This window comes from Vreelandella sp. H-I2, assembly GCF_052959335.1.
In genome coordinates this window covers 20,167-37,642 of record NZ_JBRAMC010000002.1, presented here as the reverse complement: position 1 = coordinate 37,642, position 17,476 = coordinate 20,167, and the positions used below count along the sequence as shown (strand labels likewise).

Genomic DNA, 17,476 nt, shown 5'->3' with positions numbered 1-17,476 from the left:
AGCGCTCCTGTTATTACATTCAACTATTACATCAACTACCTCCATTAACGAAGACAACAACGCTGCCAACTGAGCGACCAAGCCGCTACAATAATGGGCTTAGCAACCTGGGCGAGACTCTCATGGCTGTATTCACCCCGCTTAGCGACGCACAGGTCGCCGCGTTTTTAGAAAAATTTGATGTTGGTAGCTTCGTTTCTCTTCAGGGAGTAGCGGGTGGAACCGAAAATTCGACTTTTTTTGTGACCACCGATCGCCGCGAACTCGTTTTAACGCTGTTCGAGCAGGGCGAGCACGAAGAGCTGCCGTTCTTTGTTGAACTGCTGGATTATTTAGACGAGCACCGCCTACCGGTGCCCGGCACGGTACATGACCGCGAAGGCGTTGCGCTGCATAGTCTGGAGGGTAAACCGGCGTTGTTGTTTCCGCGCCTGCCTGGTCGCCACCCAGAGGCTCCCAACCTAGCTCAGTGTCACGCATTGGGCGATATCCTGGGCCGCCTGCACGTGGTGTCGAAGCGCTTTCCCGGCCACCGCCCGAACCCGCGAGATCTGAACTGGCTGCATGTGATGCACCATAAAGTGTTGAGCTATTTAAGCCCGGCTGATCAAACATTGATGAAAGACGAGGTCGATGATTTCGAAAGCGCCTTCAGTCAGCACGGGGAGCTCCCGCAAGGGGCTCTGCATGGTGACCTATTTCGCGACAACACCTTGTTCGAAGGAGATCAGCTTGGCGGTATTATCGACTTTTATAATGGCTGCACCGGCGACCTGCTGTTTGACCTGGCGATTGTGATCAACGACTGGGCTTCGAACGACGATGGCACGCTCAATGCGGAGCGCTACAATACCCTTTTGAGCGCCTATCTGGCACGCCGGCCATTAACGACTGATGAGCGGGAACTGTGGCCCACCATGCTACGCATGACGGCGCTGCGCTACTGGCTGTCGCGCCTATTAGTGGTTTACGTTGACCCGCCTGCCCACGATTTAACGCCTCATGATCCCGAACGTTTCCGAACCATTTTAAATGCGCGCATTGTTCACGGTGCGCTGCCGCTGCCTGAGGTTTCTGTATGACTGTGACGGCCACTACTAGTCCTGCGCTACGCGCTCGGCGCACCTGGAATATCGATCAATGGGGCAGCGGTTACTTCGACGTGGATGACCACGGCCAAGCCCTGGTGCGCCCGCTGGGCAGCGATGCAGAAGGCCCCGCCTTGCCCCTGAGCGGGCTGGTTCGCCAACTGCAAAGTGCCGGGTTACGCCTGCCTGTACTGGTGCGTTTTAGCGATATTCTCCACGACCGGGTTGAACAGCTATGCGGCGCTTTTGATGCCGCCATGAGTGACTGTGAGTACCAGGGCGGCTACACCGCCGTTTACCCGATCAAAGTGAATCAGCAGCGCCGAGTGGTAGAAGAGATTTTGGCCACCGCTGAGCGCGGTAGCGGCCGTGTCGGGCTGGAAGCGGGCAGCAAGCCGGAGCTGTTGGCCGTGCTGGCACTTTCCGACGGCGGCTCCTCACTGATCGTTTGCAATGGCTATAAAGATCGCGAGTACGTGCGCTTGGCGCTGCTGGGTGAAAAACTCGGTCATAAGGTCTATTTGGTGGTCGAGAAGCTCTCCGAGCTGCAGCTGATTTTGGAAGAGGCCCGCGAGCTTGAGGTGAAGCCCCGTATCGGCCTGCGCGCCCGCCTGGCCTCGGTGGGCAAAGGTAAGTGGCAGAATACCGGCGGTGAAAAATCCAAGTTCGGCCTGACCGCCAGTCAGATTCTTGACGTGGTCGAAACGCTACGTCACGAAGACGCGCTGGAAAGCCTGCAGTTAGTACACTTCCACTTAGGCTCCCAGATCGCCAATATCCGCGATATCCAGCGCGGCCTGCGCGAATGCGCTCGCTTCTATCAAAACCTGATGCAGTTGGGCGCGCCCATCGATACCGTGGACGTTGGTGGCGGCTTGGGGATTGATTACGAAGGTACCCGCTCGCGCAGCTACTGCTCGGCGAACTACTCCATGCAGGAGTACGCCCGTAACGTGGTCAGCGCTTTTTCCCAGCTTTGTCAGGAAGCCGACCTGCCCCAGCCCCATCTGATCAGCGAATCGGGCCGCTCGCTGACCGCCCATCATGCGGTGCTGATAACCAATGTGATTGGTGAAGAGCGCGTTAATGCCACGCCGCCTGAGCGCGTCACCCAGGAACAGGACTCACAGGTAGAAGAGCTGTGGCGGGTATTTGACCAATTGGCCGATACCCAAGAGCCACGAGTGCTGGTAGAAGCCTGGCACGACCTGCTGCAAGCAGTAAGCGAGCTGCAGGATCGTTTTGTGATGGGCCTGAGTGACATTACCGCCCGTGCCGAAGGCGAGCGTGTCTATATGGCCGCCTGCGCGCGACTGCGCACGCAGCTCGACACCCGCAACCGTGCCCATCGCGAAATTCTGGACGAGTTAGCGGAGAAGCTCGCTGATAAGCTGTTCGTCAACTTCTCGCTGTTCCAGTCAGTGCCTGATGTTTGGGGTATCGAGCAGATATTCCCCGTGCTGCCCCTCAGTGGCTTGGATCAAGCGCCGACACGGCGGGCAGTCATCCAGGACATTACCTGCGACTCAGACGGCCGCATCGACAGCTACGTCGACGGTCAGGGTGTGGAAAGCACGCTACCACTTCCAGAGTGGGCCTCTGAGGATGAACGCTGGTTAGGGTTCTTTCTGGTGGGTGCCTATCAGGAAATCCTTGGTGACCTGCATAACCTGTTTGGCGACACCGACTCTGTTGATGCCGCGCTTAATACAGACGGCGAGTGGACACTTTCCAACCCCCTGGCGGGTGATTCGGTGGCGCAAGTACTTGCCTACGTTAACTTCAATGCCAATGTGCTCAAGCAAAAGCTCACTGATCAGTTAGCGGCAAGCGGCTTTTCTGGCGAAGAGCAAGCACGCTTTGCAGCAAGCTTAAGCGAAGGGCTCGAAGGCTACACCTATCTTGAATAGCCTCTTGAATAGCCTTTTGAATAGCCCGGTTTGAACGATCCCAAACTAGAAACGCCACCTTAATTGTGAGGTGGCGTTTCTATCGATTTAACACTACTGTTCGCAGCTTTCTATACTCAGTCTCGTCCTTACTCCACTCTCGTCCTTACTCCACTACGCTGGTGTTGACTTCCAAACCGCCCGTTAAGGTTAAGCGCAAGGATGAGCCGCGAACAAGCTCTCCAACACCTGAAGGTGTACCGGTCAAAATGACGTCGCCGGGTACGAGGGTAAAGTGGCGGCTCATTTCAGCCACCAGGGAAGGGATTGCAAAAATCATATCAGCTCCCTCACCGTGCTGGCGCTCTTCACCGTCAATCTCCAGCGTGAATGCTAGCGCATTCCAGTTGGGAACACGGCTTAAAGGCAGAAAAGGCGAAAGCGGGCAAGCACCATCAAACGCTTTGGCGATTTCCCACGGGTGCCCTTTCTCTTTTAACGTTGTCTGGATATCGCGCAGTGTTAAATCCATTGCCAGTCCAATACCGACAATCGCACGCTCGGCTTCATCCATAGTGGCATGGGTTAAGGTTTCACCCACTAATAGCGCAAGCTCTGCTTCATAATGCACGTCGCCGCGAGAAAACGGCGGATCCAACGGTTTGGTCAGATCCACAACGCTGGTCGATGGTTTTATGAACAGCAGCGGTTCTGTGGGAACTGGATTATCCAGCTCTTTTGCATGTTCGGCATAATTACGGCCGATGCAGACAACCTTGCCCAGCGTGTGGGGAAACTCCTGGCCGTCAGTAAACTGTGGGACAAAACGCATGGCGGGCATTCTCCTTCTCATTATGCGTGCCGCATTCGCAACGACAGGCACAACAGTTTACCCCACCTATACGAGGGTTCCACACCCTCTGGCCATGAATTTGTTTCCCCACTTCACGTTAGCGATATTGCTGCGCCTGCTGATCAGGGCTGTGGGCCAAGAAATCAGGCCGTTGTTTAGCCGCTGCATAAGGCGCATCACAACGGTTATCCAAGCGGTTAAAAACAAAGAAAACATTGCTACGCGGATCGGGTGAAAGGTTCGCATTCGAAGCGTGCAGCGTATTGCAATCGAACAAAAGCAAACCGCCAGCCTTGCCTTTCGGCGCCTCAATGCCATGTTCAGCCACTAACTCGGTAAGCGCTTCAGGGCTAGGCACACCCACTTCTTGCGCTTTAAGCGAGCTTTTGTGGTTATCTGCCGGCGTTTCTCCCAGGCACGGCACAAACTTCTTGTGCGAACCAGGAATCAGCATTAAAGGGCCGTTGAACTCGTGGTTGTCGGTTAGAATCAGCGAGGCGCTAACCGCATGCATAGCAGGCATGCCATCTTCCGCGTGCCACGTTTCAAAATCGGAATGCCAGTTAAAGCCCTTACCGGCAAATCCAGGCTTATAGTTAATCCGTGACTGATGCACGTATGGGTCATCACCAATGATTTGACGAGCAGCCCCTGCGACACGCTCATCGCTGGCCAGCTTACCCAATCGCTCAGAGAGGAAGTGCACCGCAAACAGCGAGCGAATTTCTTGGCTTTCGGGCTCCGTAACGCTGAATTCTTTATCACGGTATTCATCTTTGCTCATCAGCGCCTTCATTTCTTGACGCAGCTCATCAAGCTCAGCGCCTTCAATCAGGTTGGGGATAAACAAAAACCCTTTACGCTCGAATTCATCAAGTTGCGCTTGACTTAAGGGGCCGGAAAGCTGGCGACCCTTGACGACTGCATCCTTGCGCGGCAGCCAAGTGCTTTCAGGGGTGTAGGACAAACGCGACGGGTAGGCATCCTGCCCCTGTGTGCGCTGAACCTGAGTGTTGTGAACCTGAGTGTTGTGAACGCTGGGGGTATCGGCCATTTCGCTATATTGCTTATGGGCGGTTACAGAATTTAGCGGTGTGCTTTTGACTGTCATCTAATCCACTCCTTGTATGATTAGGTTTCAGATCGAACAATGTTGCAGGGGATAGCGTAGACAAACAAAATCAGCATGCAAGGTTAATAGCGACTTTCATAACGTGTGTTACGAGAATAATGCTGAAATCCGTTACTCCTCCCTTTAATCAAAACCAGGATAATCATTGCGCTCCTGCTTTAAAGCCTTCATTAACTTGTTCCGTTCATGGCGGGTTGACCAGGACGTAGTATCCCAGTTTAACGCTTCAAAAAAATCGCCCTTTGAAGAATGCTTAAACTTGAAATGTCTAGAAGCACCCAAAAACGCATTATCTGGACCATGGATAAAAACAACAAACACATTAATAGTGTCACCTGACATAACACTAACAGCATCCTGTTGATGGTATTTATAATCTTGTGAAACACAAGGATGAAAAATACCACCAATTTCTATTTTAACGCATGTACCTGGCACTATAGTGCCCTGATACTCCTTTTTGTTCTCATCATAAACTTCTTTTTTAAAAAGCATTTTTCCATGCAAATCTTCGAGATTATACAACTCTTTAGAGACACTATCTTCAACGTTAAAGAACACATTTCTAACATAAACGGCTTCACCCGCCATGTTAGTAAAAACAAGCCTCATATCTTTACAGTCATGGCCTTCCATATGAATAATAAAGCGAGGTCGACGCTGACGCCGAGCTTGTAAATAAAAAAGCTGGGCAAAAGCAATCCATACAAGAAAAGTACCTACCTCTACAAAAGCCATCACTGGGTCATAATACTTTTCAAGCATAAATATTCACTTAAAAATTTTCATAAGCATAAAAAAAGCATCAATAGCCAGGACTTCCTCATTCTCACGAAAGCCCCACATCAAAGCATAAACCTTGTATTAAACTTTCCATTAAACCAAGCGAACATGCCCATAAATAAGAGACTCATCAAATCCTGTATATTCAGCTAACAGCTCAGGCTCCAAAAGCTTGATAGTATTTCTACTTTTACGGATCATCTTTTTTTGTTCTAACGCCGTCATACAGCGACTGACATGAACGTTGGTAATGCCCAAAAGCTCGCCCACCACTTCCTGCGTGATAGGAAAAGCGAATACATTTGAGTCAATCATCCCTTTAAACTTATACCTGGCATATACCTCAAGTAAGAAATGCGCTACACGCTCTTCTGCTTTATGGTGGGTACAGCTCCTTAATCTTTCAATAGCAATATTGTCGTTAACCATTATATAAGAAACGACCGCACTTTTAATATCTGAATAATCTTTAAAAAGAGCATGTACATCATCAACAGACACTTTATCTAACAGGCAATTCTGCAGTGCCAATAAAGTAATATCATGATTATCAAAAAAACTCTCTCGGATACCGACAATATCACCCGGCATATAAACATTGCATATATCTTGCCCACGATTCTTAATCGAGTGGCACAAACTGACCCAGCCTTGTTTCACTATGAATATTTCCGCCCTCCCTTGGCATAAAGAATATAGTTTTTGATTTCTCTTAAACTCCATACTTTTAAGATTAATAGCGGATAGTTTATCCAACGCTTCCGATCCGAGCCCACCATAGCGGCTTAGAATATTGCCAAGAGTCGTCATCTTGGTTTGTAGCATTGTCACGTCGGGTATTTGAGCATAGCCACTGCTTCCTCTGACAACTTCGCTATGTATATCAATCGCATTATTCGTCATCTCCACACTCCCTTGTAGTTAGACAAAAATTATATTGCTAAAATTCAAGTTAAAATATGTGCACACCTTTAAAGCTAAATTATGCAAAACTATAGCTAACGATGTGACAACCAACAAGATCAATTTTGCCACCAGCATGCTATGTTTTTAACAATTGTTAAAAAGCCATACCACTCATGATTTTACCTTTAAAAATCCATGCTTTATAACTATAAAACTTGACTATCACAACGGCTTAATTTTCATTGAACAACAGATATCATTTCAATGTTATAACCTATGTTATTGTTGGTAAGTATGATCATTTAGAGACTTTCATATTATCGCTACTTTCAATCTTTAAGGGACGTATCATGAAAAGGGATGTCTTTACAGTAGCGCTAGAGGAGAAGCAAAAAGCGATACTTGGCACTTTGTGGCAAAGTGAGGATCCGGAGATACATGGCCTGCTAACTGCAGGCATGGCAGTTGAGGCAGAAAATTTCTCGTTTAGAGATGGATTATCCTCAGCAAGAGAAGAATTAGCATCCTTCTCAGACTCCGTTGATGCCATTATTGCTCAATGGGACTTTTCTACCAGTGCCTTGGTACCTATGCTCTGCAAAGAGCATGGAATTCCCTCCTCTGCCGTGACCAGCGTTTTAAAATGCGAACATAAACGCTGGAGCCGAATGGAGCAGCGTCAGGTTATTTCTGAGATTGTACCTCGTTTTTGTGGGGTTGAGCCCTTTGCAGATTTACCGTTTGAGCACGTTACATTAAATTATCCTTTTGGGATTAACCCCGTAAAAGCATTCTCTTCTCATTACGACTGTAAAAATGAAAATTTCGATCCAGCCATTAAAGAAGTAATAATCAATACTAACCAATTAGGCGCTCCTCAAGAAACTATGTTTCAAGGTGAGTTAAATGTGAGTGGCATTACTTCGCAGCCTAAATCAAACATTCCAAACACGCTGTTTGATCGGTTAGCGTACTCCAGCAACTATCCCGAACATGACCATCATAAAATGGTTGAAGTTCCCAGAAAATTTCTTGAGCATATTGGTTACGATAACGCCTGCTTCAATATTGAATTCATATGGAGTGAGGTAGACGATAATCAGGACCAAGTTGAGGAGCAGTTTCAGAACTGCTTGAAAGCTCTCAAGTTTGACATCGAACATTTAGACGAATGAGCAAATAAGAGGCGATCATGCATATAGTAGAATCATTTCCCTATTCAATACGTGAAATTGAGAACGTCTTCATTCCTATGCGGGACGGAAAAAGGCTAGCCGCCCGTATTTGGCTTCCTGAGAAGGCGGAGTCTTCACCGCTGCCCGCCATCATGGAGTATATCCCTTACCGTAAACGGGATATTACGCGAGGCAGAGATGCGACTAACCATGCGTATCTAGCGGGACACGGCTATGTCTGTGTGCGTGTTGATATGCGCGGAAGTGGCGATTCAGATGGGGTACTGACTGATGAGTATACCCAGCAGGAACAACAAGATGCGGTTGATGCTATAGAGTGGATTGCCAAACAGGATTGGTGCAATGGCAAGGTAGGCATGATGGGCATCTCCTGGGGTGGTTTTAATAGTCTGCAAGTGGCTGCCAAGCAGCCCCCCGCGCTTAAAGCCATTATTAGCATTTGTGCCAGTGACGACCTTTACGCTGATAATATGCACTATATGGGTGGGTGCTTATTGGGCGATAACTTATCTGAAGCGACCGTCATGTTTGCCTTTAATGCGTTACCACCTGATCCAGAGATCGTTGGCGAGAGCTGGCGAGACATGTGGTTTGAGCGCATGGAAAAAAGCGGTTTATGGATCGATCAGTGGCTTAAGCATCAACGTCGAGACGCTTACTGGTCGACCAGTTCTGTCTGTGAATATTACTCCTCCATACGCTGTCCGGTTTACGCGATCGGGGGTTGGGCCGATGGGTTTACAAATACGGTCTTTAGGTTAATGGAGCACCTTCAGGTGCCGCGTAAGGGTCTGATAGGCCCTTGGGGACATAAATACCCGCACCAGGGAATGCCGGGGCCCGCCATTGGGTTTCTGCAAGAAGCACTTCGTTGGTGGGATTATTGGTTAAAAGATGAGCCGAACGGGATCATGGATGAACCTATGCTGAGAGCATGGCAACAAGATAGCCTGCCTCCCGATAACTCTTATGACGACAGGCCCGGCCGCTGGATAGGCGAGTGCCAGTGGCCAACGAATAATGTCCAAGAGCGCGGTTACGCTTTGTTGCCCTATCAGCTAGTGGCAGAGCCAGAAAGCCAGCCAGCACTTAGTGACACTGATGAGTATGCCTCGATGGCTTTACAGTCACCGCTTAGCGTCGGGCTGGAAGCGGGTAAATGGTGTTCTTATACAGCTACCCCGGACCTGCCTGGTGATCAGCGAGAAGAGGACGGCGGCTCGCTTATCTTTAGCACACCCAGCTTAACCTCACCGCTTTGTATTTTTGGTATGCCCACATTAGAGCTAGAGGTATCGAGTAACAAACCCCAAGCGATGTTGGCAGTACGCCTTTCAGACGTAGCCCCGGATGGTAAGTCAACACGGGTGTCCTATGGATTACTCAACCTTTCTCACAGAGATGGTGACGCACACCCAGAACCCCTGGAGCCTAACCGCCACTATCGCGTGAAGGTATTGCTCAATGGGATAGCGCAACAGTTCCCAGCTGGCCACCAATTGAGAGTCTCTATATCGACTTCTTATTGGCCACTCGCGTGGTTACCGCCAGAGCCTGCACAAGTAAATATTCATTTGAAGAATTGTAAGCTAACGCTTCCCGTTAGGGAGCCGCAAACGAACGACGCCGACCTTTCACCGTTTGATGAACCACAATCGGCACCTCCGCTTGCTACCACGCTATTGGAGCCTAGCGAACATAACTGGCTATTGCATCGAGACTTGGCCACTAAAGCATCGACCCTTGAAGTGATTAACAACCAGGGCCGTTTTCGTATTAATGACATTGGTACAGACATTCATCGCAGCGCCCGCGAGTATTACCGCACAGTTGATGATGATTTCACTTCCGCACGGGGTGAAACGATCACAGAATCCTGCTTTAAAAGAGGCGATTGGAATACAGAAGTGTACACAAGGACCACGCTAAGCTGCACTGTCGATAATTTCATTGTCCATGCCCAGCTTGATGCTTATGAAAATGAGTATCGTGTCTTCTCTAAAAACTGGGAAAGTGTCATCCCTCGAGATAACGTCTAGATTCTATTATCTCTATTTCAATCACCAACCGTCACCGCAAACCCTCTGCCACCCGTTGAGTATGCTCAATGGGTGGCGGATATGGCGAAACGCACTAAGCCAAGGACGTTAATTCAAGGTAGGGTGCCCGGCAGGCTGTCCTTTTTGCCAATCTTATTTCAGCGCCTCAAGATAAGCCGCCATATCTCTGGCATCCTGCTCCGTGACGTCCAGGTCAGGCATGGCGGTCAACGGATCCACCTGAGTAGGATGACGAAGCCAATGCACCATATTGTCTTCGTTATTTGTAAGTACCCCAGCGATGTATCGACGTGCGCCAATACCCGCCAATGGTGGGCCGACATCCGCTTGCGGCCCGACTAAACCGGGAATCCGATGACAGGCAATACATGCATAACCATACATTGCTAAACGGCCGCGATCGGCATTGGGAAGGGCCTCTGGGGCAGTTACCGGCCTGCCTGAAGAAGCTGCAGTTTCTTCCGTCTGGGCTGCTTCTTTGCTATCCACCCTAGCGGCAATGGCTTGATACTCGACGGGAGATAGCTTAGACATCTGCCTCATAAAGGCGACAATTTCCCAGATTTCCTCATCGGTGAAAATAAACTGCCAGCTCGGCATCCCCGTCATTTTAATGCCGTGTTTGATTGCCCAGAATATCTCAGCAGGCGTGCGATTGCTTGCGGTATGCGCCAAGTTCGGCGGGACCGGTGTCATGCCCTTGCCTACATCCTGGCGCGCCACACCGGGAGCTCCATGGCATTGCACGCATTTGTCGCGATAGTATATGAGTCCCTGCTGCGCCATGGCCGGGTCGTCCAGCGACGGCACGTCGATTTCCTCGGCTCGCTGGCTAATCGAACGGTCCAAGGCAGTGGTAAGAACGGAATAAACTGGCTCCGTATGCTGCTGTAAGGCGGAGACGTTATAAACTCCCCAGAAAATGAACATGACCGCGCCCACTGCCATGGCGATAGCTACGCCGACAAGGCCTAGCGCCAAGCGGATCAGCACGCGCTTGCGGATTCTTTCAATTAAACGTTGTCGGGTTCGAATAGTCATTTCAATGTGTACAGGTAAGCGGTGATATCACGGGCATCGCCAACGCTGACAGCCATATTCGGCATCGCCGTGCGTGGATCGATCGTCTCAGGAGCACGAATCCAACGCACCATGTCTTCAGGCGTGTTAGGCAATACCCCTGCCAGGTAGGTACGCTTAGCAATGCGCTCAAGGGTTGGGCCGGTTCGGCCGTTTGCGCCCGGCACATCAGGTATGGCATGGCAACTACCACAACCATACTCAGCAATCGCCGCCTTCCCCTTCACGGGGTCGCCCAGCGAGGACGTTGTTTCTTCGCTGCCGCACCCAGTAACGGACAATAGCAATACCAGGCAAACAAGTACCTTTGCGTTCATAAGCATGCCCCTAGGAAAAAATTGGGGATGCCTTCGGCCACGATGAGCAGCGCTGATAATACGCTGAGAATTAAACCACCCACCGCCATGAACTGTATCCGCGAAGATGACCTGTTGCCGCCACCTCCCGGCCATTGTCTCCCCGCCACACCCCACTGCCGCCAGGTAAGCCATACGCCGATAAGGCTCATGACCAAGGTCACCAAGGTTGTCGCATGTAACGTCCAGTGGTGTCCGGTCTCGCATACCCACGTTACGAGCACATAGCTTATTAACAGGTGTAGTGCCCAGGCGACCGGGCCGATAACCCAACCAACCCACAGCAGTAGCGGGTGAAGCACTTTCATTCTGCGCGTTTCAACCGGCATAAATACGTGGCCCCCAATAAAGCAGTAAATAAAAGGGAACCCAGGCAAAACATACGAAGTACCAATAATTGGTATCGACCACCACACCAATCTGCCGCGCTTGGGTGAAATATCCGCGCCATGCCAGAATGGCAATAACGGTACTCCCCAGAACCATAGAAGTGACATGCACGTAATGAAAGCCGGAAATGGTCCAAACGATGGCCCCGTACGAGTGGTCTTTCCAGCTAACGTCATAAGCCATCAGCTCTAATGAGCGCAGCACCAGCACCGTAGAGGCCAACAGCACGCTAATGGTGACGCCAATCGCCAGCACCCGCTTATTACCGCGATTAATCCCCTGGCCAGCGGCAAACATCGTGATACAACTAAGCAATAGCAATCCCAAGTTGATGCTGGGCCATAACAGCGGTGGCGGCGACTCACCCAAGGGCGGCCAAGCCTCGGCATGAAAGGCCAGATAGAGATAGCTCACACAAAACGCCAACACAACCGCCGACTCAATGGTAATCAAACCCAGGATGCCCCACCACAAAGGCGCTCGTTTATCTGGGTGTAAGCGGGGCATGTCCGTTACGTCGACGCCTTCAAATACTCTCATCCTTCCTCCTTCCAAGGGCGCCTGGGCCAAAACCAACCGACCATGGCGAAGAAAACCAGAAAGAATCCCATCACAAAAAAGATAGGATGAAAGATAATGCCGATAAATCCTGATGAGGCGGCAACCGCTGCGATAAAAGGCCAGATTGTGGGATGTGGCAATACCTGTACCCCAACCGGCTCAGCATCCAGAATGCTGGTAATCACTACCTCACGGCGTCGGCTACTCAAACCGCTGACCACTAAACGTTCACCGCGCTCCTGCCAGTCCCACAGAGGCCAACGGCTTTCCACCACGGGGATATGACGATAGTTATAAGCAGGCGGCGGCGACTCGGTCGACCACTCCAGCGTGGGGGCGTTCCAAGGGTTCGCTCCTGCAGGCTGGCCGCGATATAGACTCCAGATCGCATTGATCAGCGTAATAACGAAGCCAGCCGCCAGTACGAATGAGCCAAGCGTCGACAGCAGATTCAAATCGCCCCAGCCCATCTCAGCGGTATAGGTGTAGACACGCCGAGGCATCCCTTCGAGCCCCAGTTGATGCATGGGGAAAAACGTGACGTTGAAACCGATAAATGCCAGCCAGAAACTCCACTTCCCCCCCTTCTCGCTCATCAGGCGACCGGTGAATTTTGGCCACCAATAATAGAGCGCACCGATCAACGGGAAAACGGCACCACCAATCAGCACATAATGGAAATGGGCTACTAGGAAGAAGGTATCGTGTACTTGGGTATCAAAGGGAATCGAGGCAATCATTACCCCGGTGAGGCCCCCGATGACGAAAATGGCGAAAAAACCCAACACCCATAGCATGGGCGTGGCGAAGCGAATTTTGGCCCCCCATAAGGAGGCGATCCAGCAAAAAATTTGCACGCCGCTGGGAATGGCGATTGTGACACTGGCGGCAGTGAAGAAGCTCATGCCGAGCTGCGGCAAACCAGTCGTGAACATATGATGCACCCACAGGCCGAAGCTAACGAAACCGATCGACACGACCGACAACACCAACGCCGTATAGCCAAAGATAGGTCGTCCAGTAAAGGTAATGATAATTGTCGAAATCATGCCAAGCGCCGGCACCAGGATGATATAAACCTCTGGATGGCCGAAATACCAAAAAAGATGCTGCCAGAGCAGAGGCTGCCCGCCGCCTTCAACGATAAAGAATTGCGTATCTACCAAGCGGTCAAGGATCAATAAGGTACTGCTGACGATAACGGCAGGCATGGCAAAGACAATCATGAACGACATCACCAATGCCGCCCAAACAAACAGCGGCATACGATTCAAGGACATACCCGGTGCTCGCAGCCGAAGAATAGTCACGATCAGCTCTACCGCCGCTGTAAGCGCCGACACTTCAATAAAGGTGATCATGGTGGTCCAGATATCCACCCCGTAGCCAGGGGAATACGCCTTCCCCGCCAACGGCACATAGTTAAACCAACCGGCATCCGGTGCCATGCCGATCAGGAGTGAGCCGAACAGAACGATACCGCCTATCAAATAAATGTAGTAGCCGAAGGCGTTGAGTCGAGGAAAGGCCATATCCCGTGTGCCTACCATTAGCGGCACCACATAAATGGCGAAGCCTTCCATGACAGGAATGGCGAAGAAGAACATCATCACCGTGCCATGCATGGTAAAAAACTGGTTATAGAGCCCAGGATCTAGAATTTGCTGCTCGGGACCAGCCAGTTGGGCTCGAATTAGCAAGCCCAGCACGCCAGCCAGTAGGAAGAAGATAAAGCCGGTAATAATAAAGCGCCGACCAATCATCCGTTGGTTTACCTGGGTGAACCAACCGGGAAAGCCGCGTGGGGAATGCCAGGTGCGGGCTAAGCGTTCAGTCTCTTCGGGGGAGTCATGTATTTCGCGTTGTAGGCTGGGTTGCTGTGTCATTCTAGGCTCCCCAGATAGCTGAGTAGAGATTGTAAATCATCTGGGGTCAGTTCGGTCGGGGGCATCAGGCTCTCTGGTTTGATGTGCTGTGGGTCGGTAATCCAGCCTCCCAGGTGGCCAATACGATTAGGTACGGTGGCGGCAGCTAGCATCCGGCGGCTGGCCAGGTGCGTTAAATCCGGCCCCTCCTGCCCATCGGCTTGGGTTCCTCGAATGGTGTGGCAGCCAGCGCATCCTGAATCGGAAAAAACCTCGCGCCCTTGGACTGCCTGGGCCGTTTCAAGTGTCACGGCCGGTTGCTTTTGGTGCTCCAGCCAATTGGCGAATTCGTCTGGGGTTTCAGCTACGAAAAGGAACGCCATAAGCGCGTGCTGCGCTCCACAATACTCAGCGCACTGCCCTCGATAGACGCCCGGCTCATTCGCGACCAGCGAAGTAACATTCACCCGACCTGGCATCATGTCTGTTTTGCCCTGGATATTGGGCACCCAAAAGCTATGGATGACATTGTCAGACTTCAGCAGCAGCCTAATCGTCTCGCCTACCGGCACATGCAGCTCATTCGCGGTGGTGGCGATACGGTTCCCGTCTTGGTCTAAATAATGGACTTCCCACCACCACCGTTTACCGACGACTTCTATGGTTAATGCATCTTCAGGCGGTGGCGCATAGAGGGTACGGCCAATGGAAAAACTGGAGAGAGCAAAAGGAATCGTTACTGAAAGGGGTAAAATAATGCCGCCGGCAATCACCAGATTACGGCTTTGACGGGCACTTAGCGGGCGCGCCGAGTGGTGTCTGAATGCCCGGAATACCCCGATCAGTAACAGGACAAGCACCAGCACAGTGACCAGACTGGCCACCACCAGCGTTGGCCACCATAAATCAGCGATCAATTGAGCCGCTGCGCCGGCAGGATCAAGAGACGATTGAACACCGGAACAGGCGGATAGAAGTGAAATTAAAGGCAAGCCAGTCAAGATAGGCAGCCAGTAACTCTTCCGTGAGGGCATGACTTTTTAATTTCCGTTTATAAAACACGTGATGATTATTGCCACCTTTATATAAGGCGCGAGTAAAACGTCAGATGTCTTGTTTCAGTCTAGACAAAAAAGAAGGGTTAACCACGATGAACCAGGAAAGTTTTTCTGTAGTGTCTATCCTTACCGTTATGCTGTGTTTTAGGAGGAGTAATGGGAGAGATCGAACGTAGCTTTTACTACCTGCTGCCTTGGGAATTCTCTCCGATCTGGACACTCGTCTGCCTGGCCGGTGCAGGGCTATATGTACGCGGCCTAGTTCATCGGCGCCGCTGCGGTAAGCATGATGGGTTCTGGCACCCATTCGCCTTCCTTCTTGGTGTCGTGGCTATTTATGCGGTCTCTCAAACCCATTTTGATTATTTGGCACAATTCATGTTCTTCGTCCATCGCGGCCAGCATCTGGTGCTCCATCATCTAGCGCCATTTTTAATCGCCCTGGCCGCCCCTCTGCCGGTACTCGCCGCTGGCCTGCCTCATTGGGTGAATGGACTCCCAGGTTTCTCTATGGTGGCTCGAGGGCTACGTCCCGGGTATCGGCTATTACAACATCCTGTCGTCGCTCCGCTATTGTTTGTCGGCCTTATCTACTTCTGGCTGATTCCCCATATTCATTTTGATGCCATGCTCAGCCATCGCCTCTACCAGTTAATGAACTGGAGCATGCTGCTCGATGGGCTACTCTTTTGGTGGTTAATCCTTGATCCGCGTTCACCCGAAAAAGGCGGGCTCGGCTATGGCGCTCGAATAATCGCACTACTTGCGGTAGTGCCGCCCCAAATGCTGCTAGGTGCCTATCTCACCTTCAGCAATGCCGTGCTATTTGATGTCTATGCTGTGTGCGGCCGTGCCTGGCCATTGGCCCCACTGACCGACCAACGACTCGGCGGCCTGATCACCTGGATTCCGGCGACGATGATGAGTGTGCTAGCAATATTGATCATTATCAGCCGCCTGCTCGGAAAACATTCTTCCATGTACCGCTACGGATAACCCTATGCATAATACTTTGCACAAAACAGGATGTAAGACCGCGCTGTTGTCAGGAGTTTTATGGCTGGCTGGCTGCTCCGACCCAGCCTGGCAAACCAAGGATATTTCCGGACTTATGCCGCCGTTGGAATTCGAACTAATCAGTGAAGAAGCCGAGCCGGTCAGCGAGGCAGACTATGCCGGCGAAGTGACCCTGCTCTTCTTCGGTTTCACCCATTGTCCGCATATATGTCCAGCCACCCTGGCGAACTTGGCCGCCATCTCTGGCGAGCTAGGCGAAGCGGCTCAGGACGATCTGCAGGTGCTGTTCGTTTCCGTCGACCCTGATCGCGATGACCCCGCCACTTTGCAGGAGTATACCGATGCGTTCGGCCCTGAGTTCACTGGCTTGACTGGCGATGAGGAGGCGCTGGAGGCACTGACACGCCGTTACCGTGTCACGTACGGCTATGGCAAGAAAGACGACGCGGGTAACTATGATGTATCGCACTCTAATGCCGTCTTCGCTTTCAACCGTAATGGCGAAGCTCAGCTGCTGATCCGGGAAAACGACCCTAAGGAAGCTATCATCGCCGACCTGAATCGCCTCTTGGAGATTTAAGTGGTGTCTTGACGCCTGCCACTCACTACTGCCGCTATTTTTAGTGAAGTTACTCACGGAAAAAACCCCAGCATTCAGGCTGGGGAAAGGGCTTTGCTACTTAGATAAGTAGCTACTTGAGTAAGTGGCTACTTAGGTAAAGAGTAATACGCTACGTTTTGGCCCGAAGATCTTCATCATCACGCACCAAGAACTCATGCGTCGTATCATCCAAATGCTGGCTAAGCCAATCGGCCATGGCGATCTCTTCCTGAAGTATTTCTTTACATATCTGGGCAATTTCAGGCTTTGAGGCCATTTCAGCGGCCTTAATTAATGCTTTATAGCTCGCAATCTCGAAATGCTCGAAGGCGTAAGAAGCGATACCGCCCTTAACAACTTCATCTTCTGCCATCATGCCGCCCACGGCCTGACCAAAAGCTGTTAATTGAGCTCCCATATCTTTAATGGTAGAGGCATCAGCACCTAACAAGGTCAGACACTGTTCCAACTTCTGGGACTGATTTTGTGTCTCTGTAATATGCTCTTCAATACGCCGCTGTAACTGCGGGTAATGCTCTAGACGGCTCGCTTGAGACTTCAACATTTTCTCAGCTTGCTTTTCCATGGCATGCGCATCGCGCAGCCAATCTTCCAGATGTTTGCTATCCATTGCATTCTCT

The 17,476-nt window shown here is 51.0% G+C and carries 17 protein-coding genes; 6 read left to right on the top strand and 11 right to left on the bottom strand.

The genetic code is table 11. The features are described 5' to 3' along the window. Positions 1 to 122 precede the first annotated feature (122 nt). Both ACUVOF_RS04775 and speA read left to right on the top strand, forming a co-directional pair. Positions 123 to 1,082 (top strand): homoserine kinase, encoded by a 960-nt coding sequence (locus ACUVOF_RS04775; RefSeq protein WP_447043271.1) that lies wholly within the window; start codon positions 123 to 125, stop codon positions 1,080 to 1,082. Next, the gene (gene speA, locus ACUVOF_RS04770) at positions 1,079 to 2,998 is read left to right on the top strand and encodes a biosynthetic arginine decarboxylase (protein ID WP_447043270.1); all 1,920 of its coding nucleotides are present in this window, start codon (positions 1,079 to 1,081) and stop codon (positions 2,996 to 2,998) included. Before ACUVOF_RS04775 ends, speA begins: the two co-directional genes overlap by 4 nt. 145 nt (positions 2,999 to 3,143) lie before the next feature. Here the strand turns inward: speA and ACUVOF_RS04765 are convergent, their stop codons facing one another. The 4 genes from ACUVOF_RS04765 to ACUVOF_RS04750 all read right to left on the bottom strand — a co-directional run bounded on the left by ACUVOF_RS04765 (position 3,144) and on the right by ACUVOF_RS04750 (position 6,648). Continuing rightward, positions 3,144 to 3,809: a fumarylacetoacetate hydrolase family protein gene (locus ACUVOF_RS04765; RefSeq protein ID WP_447043269.1), complete on the bottom strand. Its 666-nt coding sequence runs from the start codon at positions 3,807 to 3,809 to the stop codon at positions 3,144 to 3,146. 118 nt (positions 3,810 to 3,927) lie between these two features. After that, positions 3,928 to 4,941, bottom strand: coding sequence for an ectoine hydroxylase (gene thpD / locus ACUVOF_RS04760; RefSeq protein ID WP_447043268.1), 1,014 nt, complete (start codon positions 4,939 to 4,941; stop codon positions 3,928 to 3,930). Between the two features lie 144 nt (positions 4,942 to 5,085). Next, positions 5,086 to 5,727, bottom strand: coding sequence for a hypothetical protein (locus ACUVOF_RS04755; RefSeq protein ID WP_447043267.1), 642 nt, complete (start codon positions 5,725 to 5,727; stop codon positions 5,086 to 5,088). 111 nt (positions 5,728 to 5,838) lie between these two features. Beyond that, positions 5,839 to 6,648: a Crp/Fnr family transcriptional regulator gene (locus ACUVOF_RS04750; protein WP_447043266.1), complete on the bottom strand. Its 810-nt coding sequence runs from the start codon at positions 6,646 to 6,648 to the stop codon at positions 5,839 to 5,841. A 353-nt stretch (positions 6,649 to 7,001) separates the two neighbouring features. Between ACUVOF_RS04750 and ACUVOF_RS04745 the strand changes: the two genes are divergently transcribed. Together ACUVOF_RS04745 and ACUVOF_RS04740 are read left to right on the top strand one after the other, a co-directional pair. Then, complete coding sequence (locus tag ACUVOF_RS04745; RefSeq protein WP_447043265.1) at positions 7,002 to 7,826, top strand: hypothetical protein; 825 nt, start codon at positions 7,002 to 7,004, stop codon at positions 7,824 to 7,826. Positions 7,827 to 7,843: 17 nt separating this feature from the next. After that, on the top strand, positions 7,844 to 9,886 hold the full coding sequence (locus ACUVOF_RS04740) for a CocE/NonD family hydrolase (protein WP_447043264.1): 2,043 nt from the start codon (positions 7,844 to 7,846) through the stop codon (positions 9,884 to 9,886). A gap of 153 nt (positions 9,887 to 10,039) precedes the next feature. Here the strand turns inward: ACUVOF_RS04740 and ACUVOF_RS04735 are convergent, their stop codons facing one another. From ACUVOF_RS04735 to coxB, 6 genes are read right to left on the bottom strand one after another with little or no spacing between them, the layout of a single operon-like run. Then, a complete protein-coding gene (locus ACUVOF_RS04735) occupies positions 10,040 to 10,948 on the bottom strand; it encodes a c-type cytochrome (RefSeq protein WP_447043263.1) in 909 nt (302 codons plus the stop codon). After that, a complete protein-coding gene (locus ACUVOF_RS04730; RefSeq protein WP_447043262.1) occupies positions 10,945 to 11,304 on the bottom strand; it encodes a c-type cytochrome in 360 nt (119 codons plus the stop codon). Before ACUVOF_RS04730 ends, ACUVOF_RS04735 begins: the two co-directional genes overlap by 4 nt. Further along, positions 11,301 to 11,651, bottom strand: a complete 351-nt coding sequence (locus tag ACUVOF_RS04725; protein WP_447043261.1) for a hypothetical protein — start codon at positions 11,649 to 11,651, stop codon at positions 11,301 to 11,303. The genes ACUVOF_RS04730 and ACUVOF_RS04725 overlap by 4 nt, the downstream gene beginning before the upstream one ends. 10 nt (positions 11,652 to 11,661) lie before the next feature. After that, positions 11,662 to 12,273, bottom strand: coding sequence for a cytochrome c oxidase subunit 3 (locus ACUVOF_RS04720; RefSeq protein WP_447043260.1), 612 nt, complete (start codon positions 12,271 to 12,273; stop codon positions 11,662 to 11,664). Beyond that, positions 12,270 to 14,180 carry a cytochrome c oxidase subunit I gene (ctaD, locus tag ACUVOF_RS04715; RefSeq protein WP_447043259.1) on the bottom strand — a complete coding sequence of 637 codons (1,911 nt, stop codon included), beginning with the start codon at positions 14,178 to 14,180 and terminating at the stop codon, positions 12,270 to 12,272. Before ctaD ends, ACUVOF_RS04720 begins: the two co-directional genes overlap by 4 nt. Beyond that, a complete protein-coding gene (gene coxB / locus ACUVOF_RS04710) occupies positions 14,177 to 15,193 on the bottom strand; it encodes a cytochrome c oxidase subunit II (RefSeq protein ID WP_447043258.1) in 1,017 nt (338 codons plus the stop codon). The genes ctaD and coxB overlap by 4 nt, the downstream gene beginning before the upstream one ends. Before the next feature lie 180 nt (positions 15,194 to 15,373). On the opposite strand from coxB, the gene ACUVOF_RS04705 reads away from it, so the two are divergent. Together ACUVOF_RS04705 and ACUVOF_RS04700 are read left to right on the top strand one after the other, a co-directional pair. Next, a complete protein-coding gene (locus ACUVOF_RS04705; protein ID WP_447043257.1) occupies positions 15,374 to 16,213 on the top strand; it encodes a cytochrome c oxidase assembly protein in 840 nt (279 codons plus the stop codon). A gap of 4 nt (positions 16,214 to 16,217) precedes the next feature. Beyond that, entirely contained in the window at positions 16,218 to 16,814 is a 597-nt protein-coding gene (locus tag ACUVOF_RS04700) for an SCO family protein (protein ID WP_447043256.1), read from the top strand. Between the two features lie 151 nt (positions 16,815 to 16,965). Here the strand turns inward: ACUVOF_RS04700 and ACUVOF_RS04695 are convergent, their stop codons facing one another. Further along, positions 16,966 to 17,466 (bottom strand): ferritin-like domain-containing protein, encoded by a 501-nt coding sequence (locus ACUVOF_RS04695; protein ID WP_447043255.1) that lies wholly within the window; start codon positions 17,464 to 17,466, stop codon positions 16,966 to 16,968. Positions 17,467 to 17,476 lie beyond the last annotated feature (10 nt).